Origin of the sequence: Sphingopyxis sp. Geo48 (assembly GCF_949769155.1) — a bacterium.
Lineage (GTDB): Bacteria > Pseudomonadota > Alphaproteobacteria > Sphingomonadales > Sphingomonadaceae > Sphingopyxis.
This window is the reverse complement of sequence record NZ_CATKPA010000001.1, coordinates 68,818-82,774: the sequence shown is the minus strand read 5'-3', so window position 1 is coordinate 82,774 and position 13,957 is coordinate 68,818. Positions and strand designations below refer to the sequence as shown.

The window sequence follows — 13,957 nt, the reverse complement described above, 5'->3', positions numbered from 1 at the left end:
GCGCGGGGCGAGAGGGGTGAGGAAAAATCTTATTCGGCGGCTTCGGGAAGAGCGTCCGGACCTTCGCCCTCGTCTTCGTCCGCATAGGACGAAAGCTCGACGTTGAGGCCCAGCGAGCGCATTTCCTTGACGAGCACGTTGAAGCTTTCGGGAATGCCGGCCTCGAAGGTGTCGTCGCCTTTGACGATCGCCTCGTAAACCTTGGTGCGGCCGATCACGTCGTCGGACTTCACCGTCAGCATTTCCTGCAGCGTGTACGCCGCGCCATAGGCCTGGAGCGCCCAGACCTCCATTTCACCGAAGCGCTGGCCACCGAACTGCGCCTTACCGCCCAGCGGCTGCTGGGTGACGAGGCTGTACGGCCCGATCGAACGCGCGTGGATCTTGTCGTCGACGAGGTGGTGGAGCTTCAGCATATAGATGTAGCCCACGGTCACCTTGCGGTCGAACTTGTCGCCGGTGCGGCCGTCGTACAGATCCGACTGACCCGATTCATGCAGGCCCGCGAGGGTCAGCATGTTGGTCACATCGGCTTCCTTCGCGCCATCGAACACCGGCGTCGCGAACGGCACGCCGACCTTCAGATTCTCGGCGAGTTCGACCACGCTGTCGGCGTTGCGCGCCTTGATGTCGTCGACATATTCGGCGCCATAGACACGCTCCAGCGTGTCGCGCACCGCTTCGGGCATCTGGCCGCCGGTCGCGTCGGGATTGGCGTCACGCCAATCCTCCAGCGCCTGCGTCACCTGCCGCCCGAGGCCGCGCGAAGCCCAGCCAAGGTGCGTTTCGAGGATCTGCCCGACGTTCATGCGCGACGGCACGCCCAGCGGGTTCAGCACGATGTCGACCGGCGTCCCGTCTTCGAGGAATGGCATGTCCTCGTTCGGCAGGATGCGGCTGATGACGCCCTTGTTGCCGTGACGGCCGGCCATCTTGTCGCCCGGCTGCAGCTTGCGCTTGATGGCCACGAAGACCTTGACCATCTTGAGCACGCCGGGGGCGAGCTCGTCGCCGCGCTGCAGCTTTTCGACACGGTCCTCATACTTGGCGTTGATGCGCTTGATCGCCTCGTCATACTGCGCCTTGATCGCCTCGAGGGCGGTCTGGGCGGTGTCGTCGACAACCGCCAGCTTCCACCAGTCGGCGCGGTCGAGGTCGACCAGCATGTCCTCGGTCACCTCGTCGCCCTTCTTCAGGCCCTTCGGAACCGCGCTGGTGGTCTGGCCGACCAGCAGTTCCTTGAGGCTCGAGAAGGTCGCGCGGTTCAGGATCGCGCGCTCGTCGTCGGCGTCCTGCTTCAGGCGCTCGATTTCCTCGCGTTCGATCGCGATCGCGCGTTCGTCCTTGTCGATACCGTGGCGGTTGAAGACGCGGACTTCGACGACCGTACCCGACACGCCCGGCGGCAGGCGGAGCGAGGTGTCGCGCACGTCGCTGGCCTTTTCACCGAAGATGGCGCGCAGCAGCTTTTCTTCCGGCGTCATCGGCGATTCACCCTTGGGGGTGATCTTGCCGGCCAGAATGTCGCCCGGACCGACCTCGGCACCGATATAGACGATGCCCGCCTCGTCGAGGTTGCGCAGCGCTTCCTCGCCGACGTTCGGAATGTCGCGGGTGATGTCCTCGGGCCCGAGGCGCGTGTCGCGTGCGGTGACTTCGAATTCCTCGATGTGGATCGAGGTGAAGACGTCGTCCTTCACGATGCGCTCGCTGATGAGGATCGAGTCCTCATAATTGTAGCCGTTCCACGGCATGAACGCGACGAGCACATTCTTGCCGAGCGCCAGTTCACCGAGCTCGGTCGAGGGACCGTCGGCAATGATGTCGCCCGAGCGGACGACGTCGCCTACCTTCACCAGCGGACGCTGGTTGATGCAGGTCGACTGGTTCGAACGCTGGAACTTCTGCAGGCGATAGATGTCGACGCCCGACTTGCCGGGTTCGACCATGTCGGTCGCACGGATGACGATACGCGTCGCGTCGACCTGGTCGATCACGCCGCCGCGGCGCGCCGCGATCGCCGCGCCCGAATCGCGCGCCACGGTGCCTTCCATGCCCGTACCGACGACCGGCGCCTCGGCGCGGAGCAGCGGAACGGCCTGACGCTGCATGTTCGAACCCATGAGCGCGCGGTTGGCGTCGTCGTTCTCGAGGAACGGGATCAGCGACGCCGCGACCGAAACAAGCTGCTTCGGCGACACGTCCATCAGGGTAATCTGGTCGCGCGGCGCCATCAGGAATTCGCCCGCCTCGCGCGCCGAGATCAGCTCGTCGATGAAGCTGCCGTCGGGGTTGAGGTCGGCGTTCGCCTGCGCGACCGTGTGCTTCGATTCCTCCATCGCCGACAGATAGACGACCTCGTTGGTCACCTTGCCGTCGATGATCTTGCGGTACGGCGTCTCGATGAAGCCGTATTTGTTGACGCGCGCAAAGGTCGCGAGGCTGTTGATCAGACCGATGTTCGGGCCTTCGGGCGTTTCGATCGGGCAGATGCGGCCATAGTGGGTCGGGTGAACGTCGCGGACCTCGAAGCCTGCGCGTTCGCGGGTCAGACCGCCCGGCCCGAGCGCCGAAACGCGGCGCTTGTGCGTCACTTCGGAGAGCGGGTTGGTCTGGTCCATGAACTGCGACAGCTGCGACGAGCCGAAGAACTCGCGCACCGCGGCGACCGCCGGCTTCGCGTTGATCAGGTCGTTCGGCATCACCGTCGAAACGTCGACCGACGACATGCGCTCCTTCACCGCGCGCTCCATGCGGAGCAGGCCGACGCGATACTGGTTCTCGAGCAGCTCGCCGACCGAACGGACGCGGCGGTTGCCGAGATTGTCGATGTCGTCGATCTCGCCCTTGCCGTCCTTCAGGTTCACCAACTCCTTGACGACGGCGAGGATGTCCTCGCTGCGCAGCGTGGTGACCGTATCCTCGGCATCAAGGCCGAGGCGCATGTTGAGCTTGACGCGGCCGACGGCCGACAGGTCATAGCGCTCGGGGTCGAAGAACAGGCCGCCGAACAAGGCTTCCGCGGTTTCGCGCGTCGGCGGTTCGCCGGGGCGCATGACGCGGTAGATGTCGCTGAGCGCCTGGTCGCGGTCCTCGGCCTTGTCGGCCTTCAGCGTGTTGCGGATCCAGGGACCGGTGTTGTTGTGGTCGATGTCGAGCAGGACGAGCTTGTCGATCCCGGCAGCGTCGAGCTTTTCGAGATTGTCGGCGGTCACTTCGTCGCCGGCTTCGATATAGATCTCGCCGGTCGCCTCGTTGATCAGGTCATAGGCCGAATAGCGGCCGAAGATTTCCTCGGTCGGGATCAGCAGCGTGTCGAGACCGTCCTTCGCCGCCTTGTTGGCAAGGCGCGGGCTGATCTTGTGGCCGGCAGCGAAGACGACTTCGCCGGTCTTCGCGTCGACGACGTTGAACGCGGGCTTCGAACCGCGCCAGTTTTCGACGACGAACGGCACCTTCCAGCCGTTCGAGGCACGCTCGAACACCAGACGGTCGTAGAAATAGTTGAGGATTTCCTCGCCCGACATGCCCAGCGCATAGAGCAGGCTGGTGACCGGCAGCTTGCGCTTGCGGTCGATACGGACGTTGACGATGTCCTTGGCGTCGAACTCGAAATCGAGCCACGAACCGCGGTACGGAATGACGCGCGCGGCAAAGAGATACTTGCCCGACGAGTGGGTCTTGCCGCGGTCATGGTCGAACAGCACACCCGGCGAACGGTGCATCTGCGACACGATGACGCGCTCGGTGCCGTTGACGAAAAAGGTGCCGTTCTCGGTCATGAGCGGCATGTCGCCCATGTAAACGTCCTGCTCCTTGATATCGAGGACCGAACGGGTGTCGGTTTCGCTGTCGACTTCGAAGACGATCAGGCGCAGCGTGACCTTCATCGGCGCCGCATAGGTGATGCCGCGCTGACGGCATTCCTCGACGTCATATTTCGGCTCTTCGAGTTCGTAATGGACGAAGTCGAGCTCGGCGGTGCCGGCGAAATCGCGGATCGGGAAAACGCTGCGCAGCGTCTTTTCGAGGCCCGAGACATAACCGATCGAGGGATCCGAGCGCAGGAACTGCTCATAGGATTCGCGCTGCACCTCGATGAGGTTGGGCATCTCCACCGCTTCGTGGATATTGCCGAACAGCTTGCGGATTCGCTTGGTCGCGGTTGCTTCGAGGGCCTTGCCCACCGACTTCGCCTTGGTCGCCATAAGTGATTGTCTCGCCTTAAGAAAATAGCTCGCGAGCGCAGGAGAGACGCAAAAAAGCCGCAAGCAACCGTTGCCGGTTTACCGCAGCTTTCCAACGCATCTCGAAATCCCTACCGCCCTATTCCTGTGACCCGTTGCGCAAAGTCAGGCCGCTTCCCGGACGATCGGGTGTGAAAGCGATATAGGATTTGGGCACCGCGCTGTCAACGGGAGCGGTGGCGCAAGACCGGAACGCATTGGCCCGCGCATAGCAAAAGGGGACGGCCTCCCCCCAGAGACCGCCCCCTCGAGCGCGTGGTCGCTGACCCGCTAGGCGATCAGAATGCGACGCCCAGCGTAAAGACCACGGTCGGATCGTAGAGCGTGTCGATCGCCTTGACGCCCGACTTCTTGACGTCGGTGTCGATATACTGGACCGATAGCGTCGCCGGACCGGCAGCGAAGGACGCGCCCACCGACCAGTCGAGATAGTTGCCGTCGGCCGAGACAAGGCCGAGCGAACCGTCGGTGTAACCGACACCCGCGGTCAGTGTGACCGGCGAATCGGGGATGCCATAGCCGAGGCCGAGGTTCAGATAGATATTGTCGTCGCTGCCCAGCGACTTCTGATCCCAGGCATAGGCGACGGTGCCGGTCGCCGAAACGGGACCGAGGCTCTGCGTCAGCTTGCCGATGACCTCGAAATAGTCGGTCGGCGCGCCGCCGTCGTCACTGCCGGGATAGGTGTAATAGGTGACCCCAAGGTCGACCTTGGTGCCCGGCGCGATTTCGGTCGCATAGCCACCATAGAGGTCGAGCTCGAACTTGCCATAGGCAGGACTGTCGGGGAAGGTCGAACCCCATGCACCGACGTAGAAGCCGCTTTCGTGGCTCAGCGTCAGCCACGGCTGCACCGCGACCTTTTCGTTCGAAAGCGAGACACCGCGGAAACGATAGTCGCTGGTCACGGCAATCCCGCCGTTGAGCGTGAGCGGACCGCTGGCCCCTTCTTCTTCCTCAGCGAAAGCAGGTGTCGACAGCGCCGACGCAGCGAGGAGCATGCCGAAGCAGGCTTTGGTGAGAAACTTCATGGGTTGATCCCCCTAAAAAACAAACCGGATCGTCCCAACCTGCCGTGCGCGCTCACGCCTCTGCACGGGCATGTAGCGACGAACGAGATGAAATTGCCGATTTTGCTGCATTGCACAAACAAAAATTGCGCCTCCATGCGCATTAGCTGGTGAACTGTGTCTTTCGAGCAACAGCGGCGGGGCCGCGCTTGCGCTTTGCCAAGCGCGCGCGCGGCCGCTAAAGAGCGACGCATATCTCCCCTCTTTTCAGGCTATGTCATGAGCGATCACAATCCCGGCCTGCGCCCCTGGCGCGACATCGCGCGACGGACGAGTCGCCAGATCATGGTCGGCAACGTCCCGGTCGGCGGCGGCGCGCCGATCACGGTGCAGACGATGACGAACACGCTGACCAGCGACGCCGTGGCGACGATCGACCAGATTCGCCGCTGCGAAGAGGCCGGCGCCGACCTGATCCGCGTCTCGTGCCCCGACACCGATTCGACGGCCGCGCTCGGCAAGATCGTCCGGGCCGCGCGCATCCCGATCATCGCCGACATCCATTTCCACTACAAGCGGGCCTTAGAGGCCGCCGACGCCGGCGCCGCCTGCCTGCGCATCAACCCCGGCAATATCGGCAGCAGCGAGCGCGTCGGCGAAGTCGTCCGCGCCGCGAAGGCGAACGGCTGCGCGATCCGCATCGGCGTCAACGCCGGCAGTCTCGAAAAAGACCTGCTCGAGAAATATGGCGAGCCCTGCCCCGAGGCGCTCGTCGAAAGCGCGCTCGACCATATCAAGCTGCTCCAGGATCATGATTTCCACGACTATAAGGTCGCGGTGAAGGCCAGCGACGTCTTCCTCGCGGTCGCCGCGTACATGCAGCTCGCCGACGCGGTCGACTGCCCGCTGCACCTCGGCATCACCGAGGCGGGCGGGCTGATTGGCGGCACGGTGAAGAGCGCGCTCGGCATCGGCAATCTCCTCTGGGCGGGCGTCGGCGACACGATCCGCGTCAGCCTGTCGGCCGAACCCGAAGAGGAAGTGCGCGTCGGATATGAAATCCTGAAATCCTTGGGCCTGCGCACCCGGGGCGTCCGCGTCGTCTCCTGCCCCAGCTGCGCGCGACAGGGCTTCGACGTCATCCGCACCGTCCAGGCGCTCGAGGATGCGCTCGGCCACATCAAGACCCCGATGTCGCTCTCGGTCCTCGGCTGCGTCGTCAACGGCCCCGGCGAGGCCCGCGAAACCGACATCGGCATCACCGGCGGCGGCAACGGCCGCCACATGGTCTATCTCTCGGGCGTCACCGACCACCATGTCGAGGACGACGACATGATCGCGCACATCGTCAAGCTGGTTGAGGCAAAGGCGGCGGAGATCGACGCGGGCAGCGCGGTGAGCATGGACACGCTGCACGGCAAGGCGGCCTGACAGCAACGATAAGGCGGGCTTCGGTCGGCCCCGGCTTTCGCCGGGGATCAGGATCACGTCAGCAATGACAGCGATCGCCCCCAACCCGACATCCCTTCCCTTCCGTCAAGTCCCGCGATACGTTGCAACAAAAAACGGGACGAGGACATATGCTGACCAAGGGCGACGACTTTCCGCTCCACCAGACCAGCGAACCGGTTGCGTTCGCGGGGACCGACCGCAACTTCTACGACCGCTATTTCTTCAACGGCTACAGCCCCGACGGGTCGGTTTTCTTCGCCGCCGCGATGGGCTTCTATCCGCAGCTCGGCATCGTCGATGCGAGTTTCTGCGTCATCGTCGACGGGGTGCAGTATAATCTGCGCGCCAGTCGCCGTTCGGGCGGCGAACGGCTCGACCTGTCGGTCGGCCCGATCGCCATCGGCATCGACACGCCGCTCGAAAGCCTGACCCTGCGCATCGCGGCCAACGACGGCCCCCTCGCCGCCGAACTGGTCTTTACCGGCCGCCATTTCCCGATCGAGGAACCGCGCTTCATCCGCCGCAACGGCACGCGGCTGTTCATGGACTATACGCGGATGACGCAGAACGGCCGTTGGTCGGGCTGGCTGTCGGTGGACGGCGAGCGGATCGCGGTCGACGATAGCTGGAGCGGAACGCGCGACCGCAGCTGGGGCGTGCGTCCCGTCGGCGCAAGCGAGCCACAGCCGCCGCCAGAGGGCAATTTCACCCAATTCTTCTGGCTGTGGACGCCATGCAATTTCGAGGGTCGCTCGCTCTTCTTCCACAGCAACGACGATCGCGAAGGCAATCCGTGGAATCGGCGCGCGGTGATCGTCGGCGACGGCGGCGCCGAACAGCATTTCGACGCCGCGACCTTTGCCATCGGCTGGCAACCGGGCACGCGGCGGGTCGCGCGGATGACGGCCGAGCTCGGTGGCGGCAGGTCGCTCGCGCTGGCGCCTGCGGGCGCCGTCTTCGCCATGAGCGGGCTCGGCTACACGCATCCGCTCTGGGGACACGGTCTCGACCACGGCCCCGAACCGGCGATCGCCCACGACCGCATGACCGAGGCCGAGCGCGGCTGGGGCAATCCGCTCGCTATGCACATCCAGGCGCTCGTTACCGCCGAACTGACCGACGGCGGCGGGACGCATCGCGGCGTCGGTGTCCTCGAACAATTGTTCGTCGGCCCGCACGCACCGACCGGCCTTTCCGGCTTGCTGGACCCCGTCGCTTGAGCTTCCCGACCTCGCCCGAGGCGATGTCGCCCGCGTGGCTCGCGGGCAAGCTCGGCCAGGAAGCAACCGCGCTCCACGGCTTCACCGTCGCCAAGGTCGGCACCGGGCAGATGTGCGACAGCTTTCGCCTGACGCTCGACTGGGCGGACGGGGTCGACGCGCCCGCCTCGGTCATCGCCAAATGCCCGAGCCATGACCCTGCGAGCCGCCATATCGCAAAGATCACCGGCACCTATGTCAAGGAAGTGAGCTGGTATCGCGAACTCGCGGCGGGCAGCGGGGTCGCAGCGCCGGGGTGCCATCATGCCGAGATCGCGGACGATGACGTCGACTTCATCCTGATCCTCTCGGACCTCGCCCCGGCGCGGCAGGGTGACCAACTCGCGGGGCTCGGGCTGGCGGGATTGGCGCCGTGCATAGAGGCGGCGGCGGGGCTGCACGCGCTGCTCTGGAACGATCAGCGGCTCGACACCTTGCCCTGGCTCGCACGCGACAACGGCGATGTGATCCGCTCGCTTTTCCCGCAGCTCTACGCGGGCTTTCGCGAACGCTATGCGACGCGACTCGCCCCCGAGGTGCTCGACCTCGGCGCGGGGATCGTGGACCGGCTCGACGCCTATCTCTCACGGCAGACATCGGCGCGCACGATCGTTCACGGCGACCTGCGCATCGACAATATCCTCTTCGCGCCCGACGGCGAGCGCTGCTGGCTCGTCGACTGGCAGACGCTGGGACGCGGCAGCGGCGCGACCGATCTCGCCTATCTGGTCGGCACCAGCATCGCCGATCCGTTCGAGCGCGCGGCGGCCGACCGACCGGCCTTCGATCACTGGATCGCGGCACTCCGCACGCGCGGGATCGCCCCCGACGCGGCCGCGCTCTGGACCGACTATCGCGTCGGCGCGCTCAGCGGCTATTTCATGGCGGTGTTTGCGTCGATGAATGTCGAGCGCACGGCGCGCGGCGACGAGATGTTCGCGGTCATGGCCGAACGCCCGGCGCGACAGGCGCTGGCGCTGGGAAGTTTGGAGCTGCTATAGAAAATGGCGGGTTTCGACCGGAACTGGCCGTCGCCCCCGCGCAGGCGGGGGCCGCTGTCGGTTTACGCGGCCGCGCAGGAATAGGCGGCTAGCGGCCCCCGCTTGCGCGGGGGCGACGCCGTTGATACATCAGCTCCCCACCCCAAAGCCGACACGAAAAAGGGCGGCCCGTTGCCGGACCGCCCTTTCCTTCTCCACCCGTCGGCGGAAGAAACTTTTAGCGCTTCGAGAACTGGAAGCTCCGGCGGGCCTTTGCCTTGCCGTATTTCTTACGCTCGACCGCGCGGCTGTCGCGGGTCAGGAAACCGGCGGCCTTGACCGGGCTGCGCAGCGCCGGTTCGAAGCGGGTCAGCGCCTGCGCGATGCCGTGCAGAACCGCACCGGCCTGGCCCGACAGGCCGCCACCCTTGACGGTCGCGATCACGTCATACTGGCCCGTGCGTTCGGTCAGGCCGAAGGGCTGGTTGATGACGAGGCGCAGCGTCGGACGCGCGAAATAGACTTCCTGGTCGCGGCCGTTGACGGTGATCTTGCCCGTGCCGGGCTTGACCCACACGCGGGCAACGGCGTCCTTGCGGCGACCGGTTGCATAGGCGCGGCCCTGCTTGTCGACCTGCTTCTCGCGAAGCGGAGCGGTCGGAGCAGCCGGAGCGACGGTGCCTTCGACGGCGCCGGCGAGATCCTTGAGATCGGTCATGGTCTGTTCGTCGGCCATTATGCACCCACCTTGTTCTTGCGGTTCATCGACGCGACGTCGATCACTTCGGGGCTCTGCCCTTCATGCGGATGTTCGGTGCCCGCGAAGATGCGCAGGTTGCGCATCTGCTGGCGGCCGAGCGGGCCGCGCGGGATCATGCGTTCGACGGCCTTTTCAAGCACGCGCTCGGGGAAACGGCCTTCCAGAACCTTCTGGGGGCTGGTTTCCTTGATGCCGCCGGCGTAGCCGGTGTGCTTGTAATAGCGCTTGTCCTGCAGCTTCTTGCCGGTGAACGCCACCTTCTCGGCGTTGATGACGATGACATTGTCACCGCAATCGACGTGCGGGGTGAACGACGGCTTGTGCTTGCCGCGCAGGATGTTGGCGATGATCGAGGCGACGCGGCCCACGACGAGACCGTCGGCGTCGATCAGCACCCATTTCTTTTCGACCGTGCCGGCATTGGCCGAAGCGGTCGTCTTGGTCAGCGCCTTCATGGCACGCTCCTTGACAGATATGGACCGGAGCCCTCCCGATAACCGTACCGGGCGCCCCGAAACAAACCGCGCCGCCTGTCGCAAATGGACGCAGCGGCGCTTCGGAGCGGGCCAATGACGGCAAATGCAGCGAAAGTCAATGATTCGGCGGCTTTGCTGACGGGTATTATGATACCGCGCAATTATCTGTCGGCATCGAGTTCGCGAATCTGCTCCTCCGCGAGCTGTCGTTCGTCGCCTGCCGGGCCGGTCAGCCAGCTTTGCCGCCGCTCGGCGATCAGAAGCCCGGTCGCGGTGTCGACGGTCCAGTTCCGCTCCACCACGAGGGGCTGCGGCGCCCCTGCCCGCGCGGAAAGTTCGCCTCGCTCGGTGCGCGCGATCGTGCGCAAGTTGCCGTCCTGGCGCATCGCCACCCCCGCGCCGGAGGACGCCGGGATATCGGCGTTGGCCGTGGCGACCAGCGCGCGAATGTCGGCGGTCGCGAGTTTTTCGCGGTCGCCGGGCGACAGGGCAGCGAGCAGTCGCGCGGCGCTCTTCGCCTCGGGCCGGTCGGCGGCGGCCGCCATCGCCTCTGTCTGCGCCATCACGCGCGCCCACAGGCCGTCGGGGTCGACAAGGTCGATGCTGCTGCCGTCGGCCGCGACAAGATAGGTGACAGGCTCACCGACGAGTGGCTGCATCAGGCTGGTAAACGCCCCGGCAAGCTCGGGCCGCGCGTCGGAGCCGGTGCGCTGCAGCGTGGCGACCAGCCGGATGCCGCGACCGGCGCGCTCCCATTGCAGGAGATAGTCAAGCGTATAGCTCGCGATCGTTCCGTCGCGCGACAGTCGCCGCGTGGTGACACGATAGCGCATCGGTGACCCGAGCGGCGGCGCGAAGACCCGCGGCCCGGCGACCGCCGGAGGGGGCGCAGGAAGGGCAGCAGGGCCGGCCTGCCCAGCCAACAGCAGCAGGACCGCGGCGATCATGCGGCGGGGCGTCCCAGCCGGTGCAGCGACGCGGCGGTCGTCGCGACGAGGATCGCTCCCGTGACCTGATGCAGCACCGCGATCCACATCGACACGCCGGTGACGACGGTCAGGATGCCGAGGGTCATCTGCGCCGCGACGACGAGGATCAGCAGCATCGCCTCGGTCCGCGCACCGCGCCGGCCGAGGGTGCGCGCGAGCAGCAGCAGCGCGATCGCAGCCGCCCACGACCACCAGCGATGGAGGAAATGGAGGAGGAAGGGATCGTTGGTGAAGGCGAACCAGGCGCCGCGGGACCAGTCGATCCCCTCGGGCACGAAATGGTCGTTCATCGACGGCCATGTGCTGGCGACATAACCCGCGTTCAGTCCGGCGACCCATGCGCCGAGCAGCAACTGAACGAAGAGGATCGCGATCACGGCCCACGCAACTCCGATCAGCCGCGGCCTGACGGCCACGCGATCACGCGCCATCAGGGCGAAATCGCGCGCGGTCCAGACCAGCGCCGCGAGCAGAAAGAGCGCGGTCAGCAAATGGAGCGCCAGCCGGAAGTGACTGACATCGGTCCGGTCGACGAGGCCCGAGGCGACCATCCACCAGCCGATCGCGCCCTGCAGCCCCACCAGTGCCGCTAGGCCGAGCAAGCGCGCGCCAAAACCCGCAGGGATCGCGCGCCGCCAGGCAAAGAAGGCAAGCGGCACGAGCAGCGCCATGCCCACGAGCCGACCGAGGATGCGGTGCAGCCATTCCCAGAAGAAAATCCCCTTGAACGCCGCGAGCGACATTCCGGCATTGATCTCCTTATACTCGGGAATCTGCTTGTATTTCTCGAACTCGGCCTGCCAGCCTACCTCGGTCAGCGGCGGGAGGACGCCCGACACCGGCTTCCACTCGGTGATCGACAGCCCCGATTCGGTAAGGCGAGTGATACCACCGACCGCGACGACCATGATCACGAGCAGGGCGACAGCCCAGAGCCAGCGGGCGAGGGCGGCGGGACGGGGGATAGAGGGCCGGACGGTCACGGAGGCTTGCGTCATCGCCTCGCCCTATCGCCGCTTGTCCGCCGATAGGCAAGAGGGCGAAAATTCATGGTCTCGACAGGCGCGGGTTGATAAGCGGCAGCGATGCATCCCCGCCTCCGTTCGTTTTCGATCCTGATCGGTCTCGTGTGCGCCGCACCCGCTTGGGCATCGGCGGACGCGCCCGCCACCGGCTATGCCCTGCTCGCCCGGCAGGAGGCGCGCGTCGCGACGATCGGCTTTCGCCTGACCACCGCCAACGCCGCCTGGTGCCCCGCGATCCAGCCGCAGTTCGGCTGGATATTGGGCGACCCCCGGCTTTATGACGCGTACGACCGCGCCGAAGCGCTGGCGGCCTATCATGCGACCGACGCCGATACGGCCTTTGTCGCGGCGGTGGCGCCGGGATCGCCCGCCGCGACCGCCGGGCTGCGCACCGGGGCCGCGATCGGTGCCGTCAACGGCCAGCCGGTGGATGTGGCAGAGGGGAATGACGCCTTCGCGCGCATGACCGCCCTCGAAAAACTCTTCGCCGCGCTGCCGCCGCGCGCCCGTGTGATGATCGCCGGGATCGACGGTCAGGCCGCCGCGATCGACCCTGTCCCCGGCTGCGCCAGCGACTTCCGCGTCAATGCGCGCGCGGCTGCGGCTGGCGGCGCCGACGGTCGCCTTGTCGTAGTCAGCGCGGGGCTCGTCGATTTTGCAGCGAGCGATGACGAGCTTGCCGCCGCGATCGCGCACGAGCTTGCGCACAATATCCTCCGCCATCGCGCGCGGCTCGACGCGGCGGGGGTCGACCGCGGGCTCGGCAAGCAATTCGGCCGCAGCGCGCGGCTGTTCAAGCAGACCGAAGTCGAAGCCGATCGGCTGTCGGTGTGGCTGCTCGCCGGGGCGGGCTATGACCCGGCGGCGACCGTCCGTTTCTGGTCCCGTTTCGGTCAGCGCAAGGGCGCGCCGCCGTTCCAGGCGGCGACGCATCCAGGCTGGCGCGACCGGGTCGCCTCCTTCGAGGAGGAAATTCGCGCGATCGACAGTGCGCGAACGGCGGGTCAACCCTTGAAACCACCTCTGATCGACGCGCCCCCGCCCTTGGAATAGTATGGGGCGCACCTTATTTACCGCGCATCCCCTCCCCCCACCAAAGGAACCATGCCATGACCCGTGAAACCGCGATCTTTGCCGGAGGATGCTTCTGGTGCACCGAGGCGGTCTTCCAGTCGCTGGCCGGCGTGGAAAAGGTCGAAAGCGGCTATATCGGCGGCACGACGGCGAATCCCACCTACAAGCAGGTGTGCGGCGGCGACACCGGCCATGCCGAGGCGATCCGCATCAGCTTCGACCCCGCGGTCATTTCCTATGCCGATCTGCTCGACGTCTTTTTCGCGACGCACGACCCGACGCAGCTCAACCGGCAGGGCAACGATATCGGCACCCAGTATCGCAGTGCGATCTTCCCGCTCGACGCGGGACAGGAGGATGCGGCGCGTGCGGGCATCGAGCGCGCCGCAACCGACTGGCCCGCGCCGATCGTCACGACGATCGAGCCCGCGTCGACCTGGTATCCGGCCGAGGATTATCATCAGGCCTATTGGGACGGCGAAGGCCAGCGCAATCCCTATTGCATGGCCGTCATTCCGCCCAAGCTCGCCAAGCTGCGCAAAGGGTTCGCAGAGCGGCTGCGCGCCTGAAAAGAACCAAAATGGCGGCAGACTGTTGCAATATGGTCGCATGACGTCACATTTCCTTGACTTTGCGGCAGTTTAGACTAGCGGACCCCGCCCAGCGGGGGCAGGGTAGCCCCATG

11 protein-coding genes are annotated in these 13,957 nt (G+C 65.9%); 5 read left to right on the top strand and 6 right to left on the bottom strand.

Going from position 1 to position 13,957, the window contains the following annotated elements; genetic code table 11:
• Positions 1-29 precede the first annotated feature (29 nt).
• Together rpoB and QOL79_RS00440 are read right to left on the bottom strand one after the other, a co-directional pair.
• Entirely contained in the window at positions 30-4,208 is a 4,179-nt protein-coding gene (rpoB, locus tag QOL79_RS00445; protein WP_283418264.1) for a DNA-directed RNA polymerase subunit beta, read from the bottom strand.
• Positions 4,209-4,525: 317 nt separating this feature from the next.
• Positions 4,526-5,278 carry a TorF family putative porin gene (locus QOL79_RS00440; protein WP_283418263.1) on the bottom strand — a complete coding sequence of 251 codons (753 nt, stop codon included), beginning with the start codon at positions 5,276-5,278 and terminating at the stop codon, positions 4,526-4,528.
• A 258-nt stretch (positions 5,279-5,536) separates the two neighbouring features.
• On the opposite strand from QOL79_RS00440, the gene ispG reads away from it, so the two are divergent.
• The 3 genes from ispG to QOL79_RS00425 all read left to right on the top strand — a co-directional run bounded on the left by ispG (position 5,537) and on the right by QOL79_RS00425 (position 8,969).
• Complete coding sequence (gene ispG, locus QOL79_RS00435) at positions 5,537-6,688, top strand: flavodoxin-dependent (E)-4-hydroxy-3-methylbut-2-enyl-diphosphate synthase (protein WP_058455570.1); 1,152 nt, start codon at positions 5,537-5,539, stop codon at positions 6,686-6,688.
• A gap of 149 nt (positions 6,689-6,837) precedes the next feature.
• A complete protein-coding gene (locus QOL79_RS00430) occupies positions 6,838-7,929 on the top strand; it encodes an Rv3169 family protein (RefSeq protein ID WP_283418262.1) in 1,092 nt (363 codons plus the stop codon).
• The gene (locus QOL79_RS00425; RefSeq protein WP_283418261.1) at positions 7,926-8,969 is read left to right on the top strand and encodes a phosphotransferase family protein; all 1,044 of its coding nucleotides are present in this window, start codon (positions 7,926-7,928) and stop codon (positions 8,967-8,969) included. The genes QOL79_RS00430 and QOL79_RS00425 overlap by 4 nt, the downstream gene beginning before the upstream one ends.
• Before the next feature lie 217 nt (positions 8,970-9,186).
• Here the strand turns inward: QOL79_RS00425 and rpsI are convergent, their stop codons facing one another.
• From rpsI to QOL79_RS00405, 4 genes are all read right to left on the bottom strand, one after another.
• Entirely contained in the window at positions 9,187-9,684 is a 498-nt protein-coding gene (gene rpsI / locus QOL79_RS00420; protein ID WP_058455566.1) for a 30S ribosomal protein S9, read from the bottom strand.
• Positions 9,684-10,163, bottom strand: coding sequence for a 50S ribosomal protein L13 (rplM, locus tag QOL79_RS00415; protein ID WP_058455565.1), 480 nt, complete (start codon positions 10,161-10,163; stop codon positions 9,684-9,686). Before rplM ends, rpsI begins: the two co-directional genes overlap by 1 nt.
• A 182-nt stretch (positions 10,164-10,345) precedes the next feature.
• Positions 10,346-11,131, bottom strand: a complete 786-nt coding sequence (locus tag QOL79_RS00410; protein WP_283418260.1) for a hypothetical protein — start codon at positions 11,129-11,131, stop codon at positions 10,346-10,348.
• On the bottom strand, positions 11,128-12,171 hold the full coding sequence (locus QOL79_RS00405; protein WP_283418259.1) for a COX15/CtaA family protein: 1,044 nt from the start codon (positions 12,169-12,171) through the stop codon (positions 11,128-11,130). The genes QOL79_RS00410 and QOL79_RS00405 overlap by 4 nt, the downstream gene beginning before the upstream one ends.
• A gap of 87 nt (positions 12,172-12,258) precedes the next feature.
• On the opposite strand from QOL79_RS00405, the gene QOL79_RS00400 reads away from it, so the two are divergent.
• Positions 12,259-13,251 carry a M48 family metallopeptidase gene (locus tag QOL79_RS00400; RefSeq protein ID WP_283418258.1) on the top strand — a complete coding sequence of 331 codons (993 nt, stop codon included), beginning with the start codon at positions 12,259-12,261 and terminating at the stop codon, positions 13,249-13,251.
• A gap of 56 nt (positions 13,252-13,307) precedes the next feature.
• A complete protein-coding gene (gene msrA, locus QOL79_RS00395; protein ID WP_058455561.1) occupies positions 13,308-13,841 on the top strand; it encodes a peptide-methionine (S)-S-oxide reductase MsrA in 534 nt (177 codons plus the stop codon).
• Positions 13,842-13,957 lie beyond the last annotated feature (116 nt).

Excerpts from the sequence above, each read along its gene's own strand:
- rpoB (WP_283418264.1), bottom strand. The coding sequence starts at position 4,208 with ATGGCGACCAAGGCGAAGTCGGTGGGCAAGGCCCTCGAAGCAACCGCG.
- QOL79_RS00440 (WP_283418263.1), bottom strand. The coding sequence starts at position 5,278 with ATGAAGTTTCTCACCAAAGCCTGCTTCGGCATGCTCCTCGCTGCGTCG.
- ispG (WP_058455570.1), top strand. The coding sequence starts at position 5,537 with ATGAGCGATCACAATCCCGGCCTGCGCCCCTGGCGCGACATCGCGCGA.
- QOL79_RS00430 (WP_283418262.1), top strand. The coding sequence starts at position 6,838 with ATGCTGACCAAGGGCGACGACTTTCCGCTCCACCAGACCAGCGAACCG.
- rpsI (WP_058455566.1), bottom strand. The coding sequence starts at position 9,684 with ATGGCCGACGAACAGACCATGACCGATCTCAAGGATCTCGCCGGCGCC.
- rplM (WP_058455565.1), bottom strand. The coding sequence starts at position 10,163 with ATGAAGGCGCTGACCAAGACGACCGCTTCGGCCAATGCCGGCACGGTC.
- QOL79_RS00410 (WP_283418260.1), bottom strand. The coding sequence starts at position 11,131 with ATGATCGCCGCGGTCCTGCTGCTGTTGGCTGGGCAGGCCGGCCCTGCT.
- QOL79_RS00405 (WP_283418259.1), bottom strand. The coding sequence starts at position 12,171 with ATGACGCAAGCCTCCGTGACCGTCCGGCCCTCTATCCCCCGTCCCGCC.
- QOL79_RS00400 (WP_283418258.1), top strand. The coding sequence starts at position 12,259 with ATGCATCCCCGCCTCCGTTCGTTTTCGATCCTGATCGGTCTCGTGTGC.
- msrA (WP_058455561.1), top strand. The coding sequence starts at position 13,308 with ATGACCCGTGAAACCGCGATCTTTGCCGGAGGATGCTTCTGGTGCACC.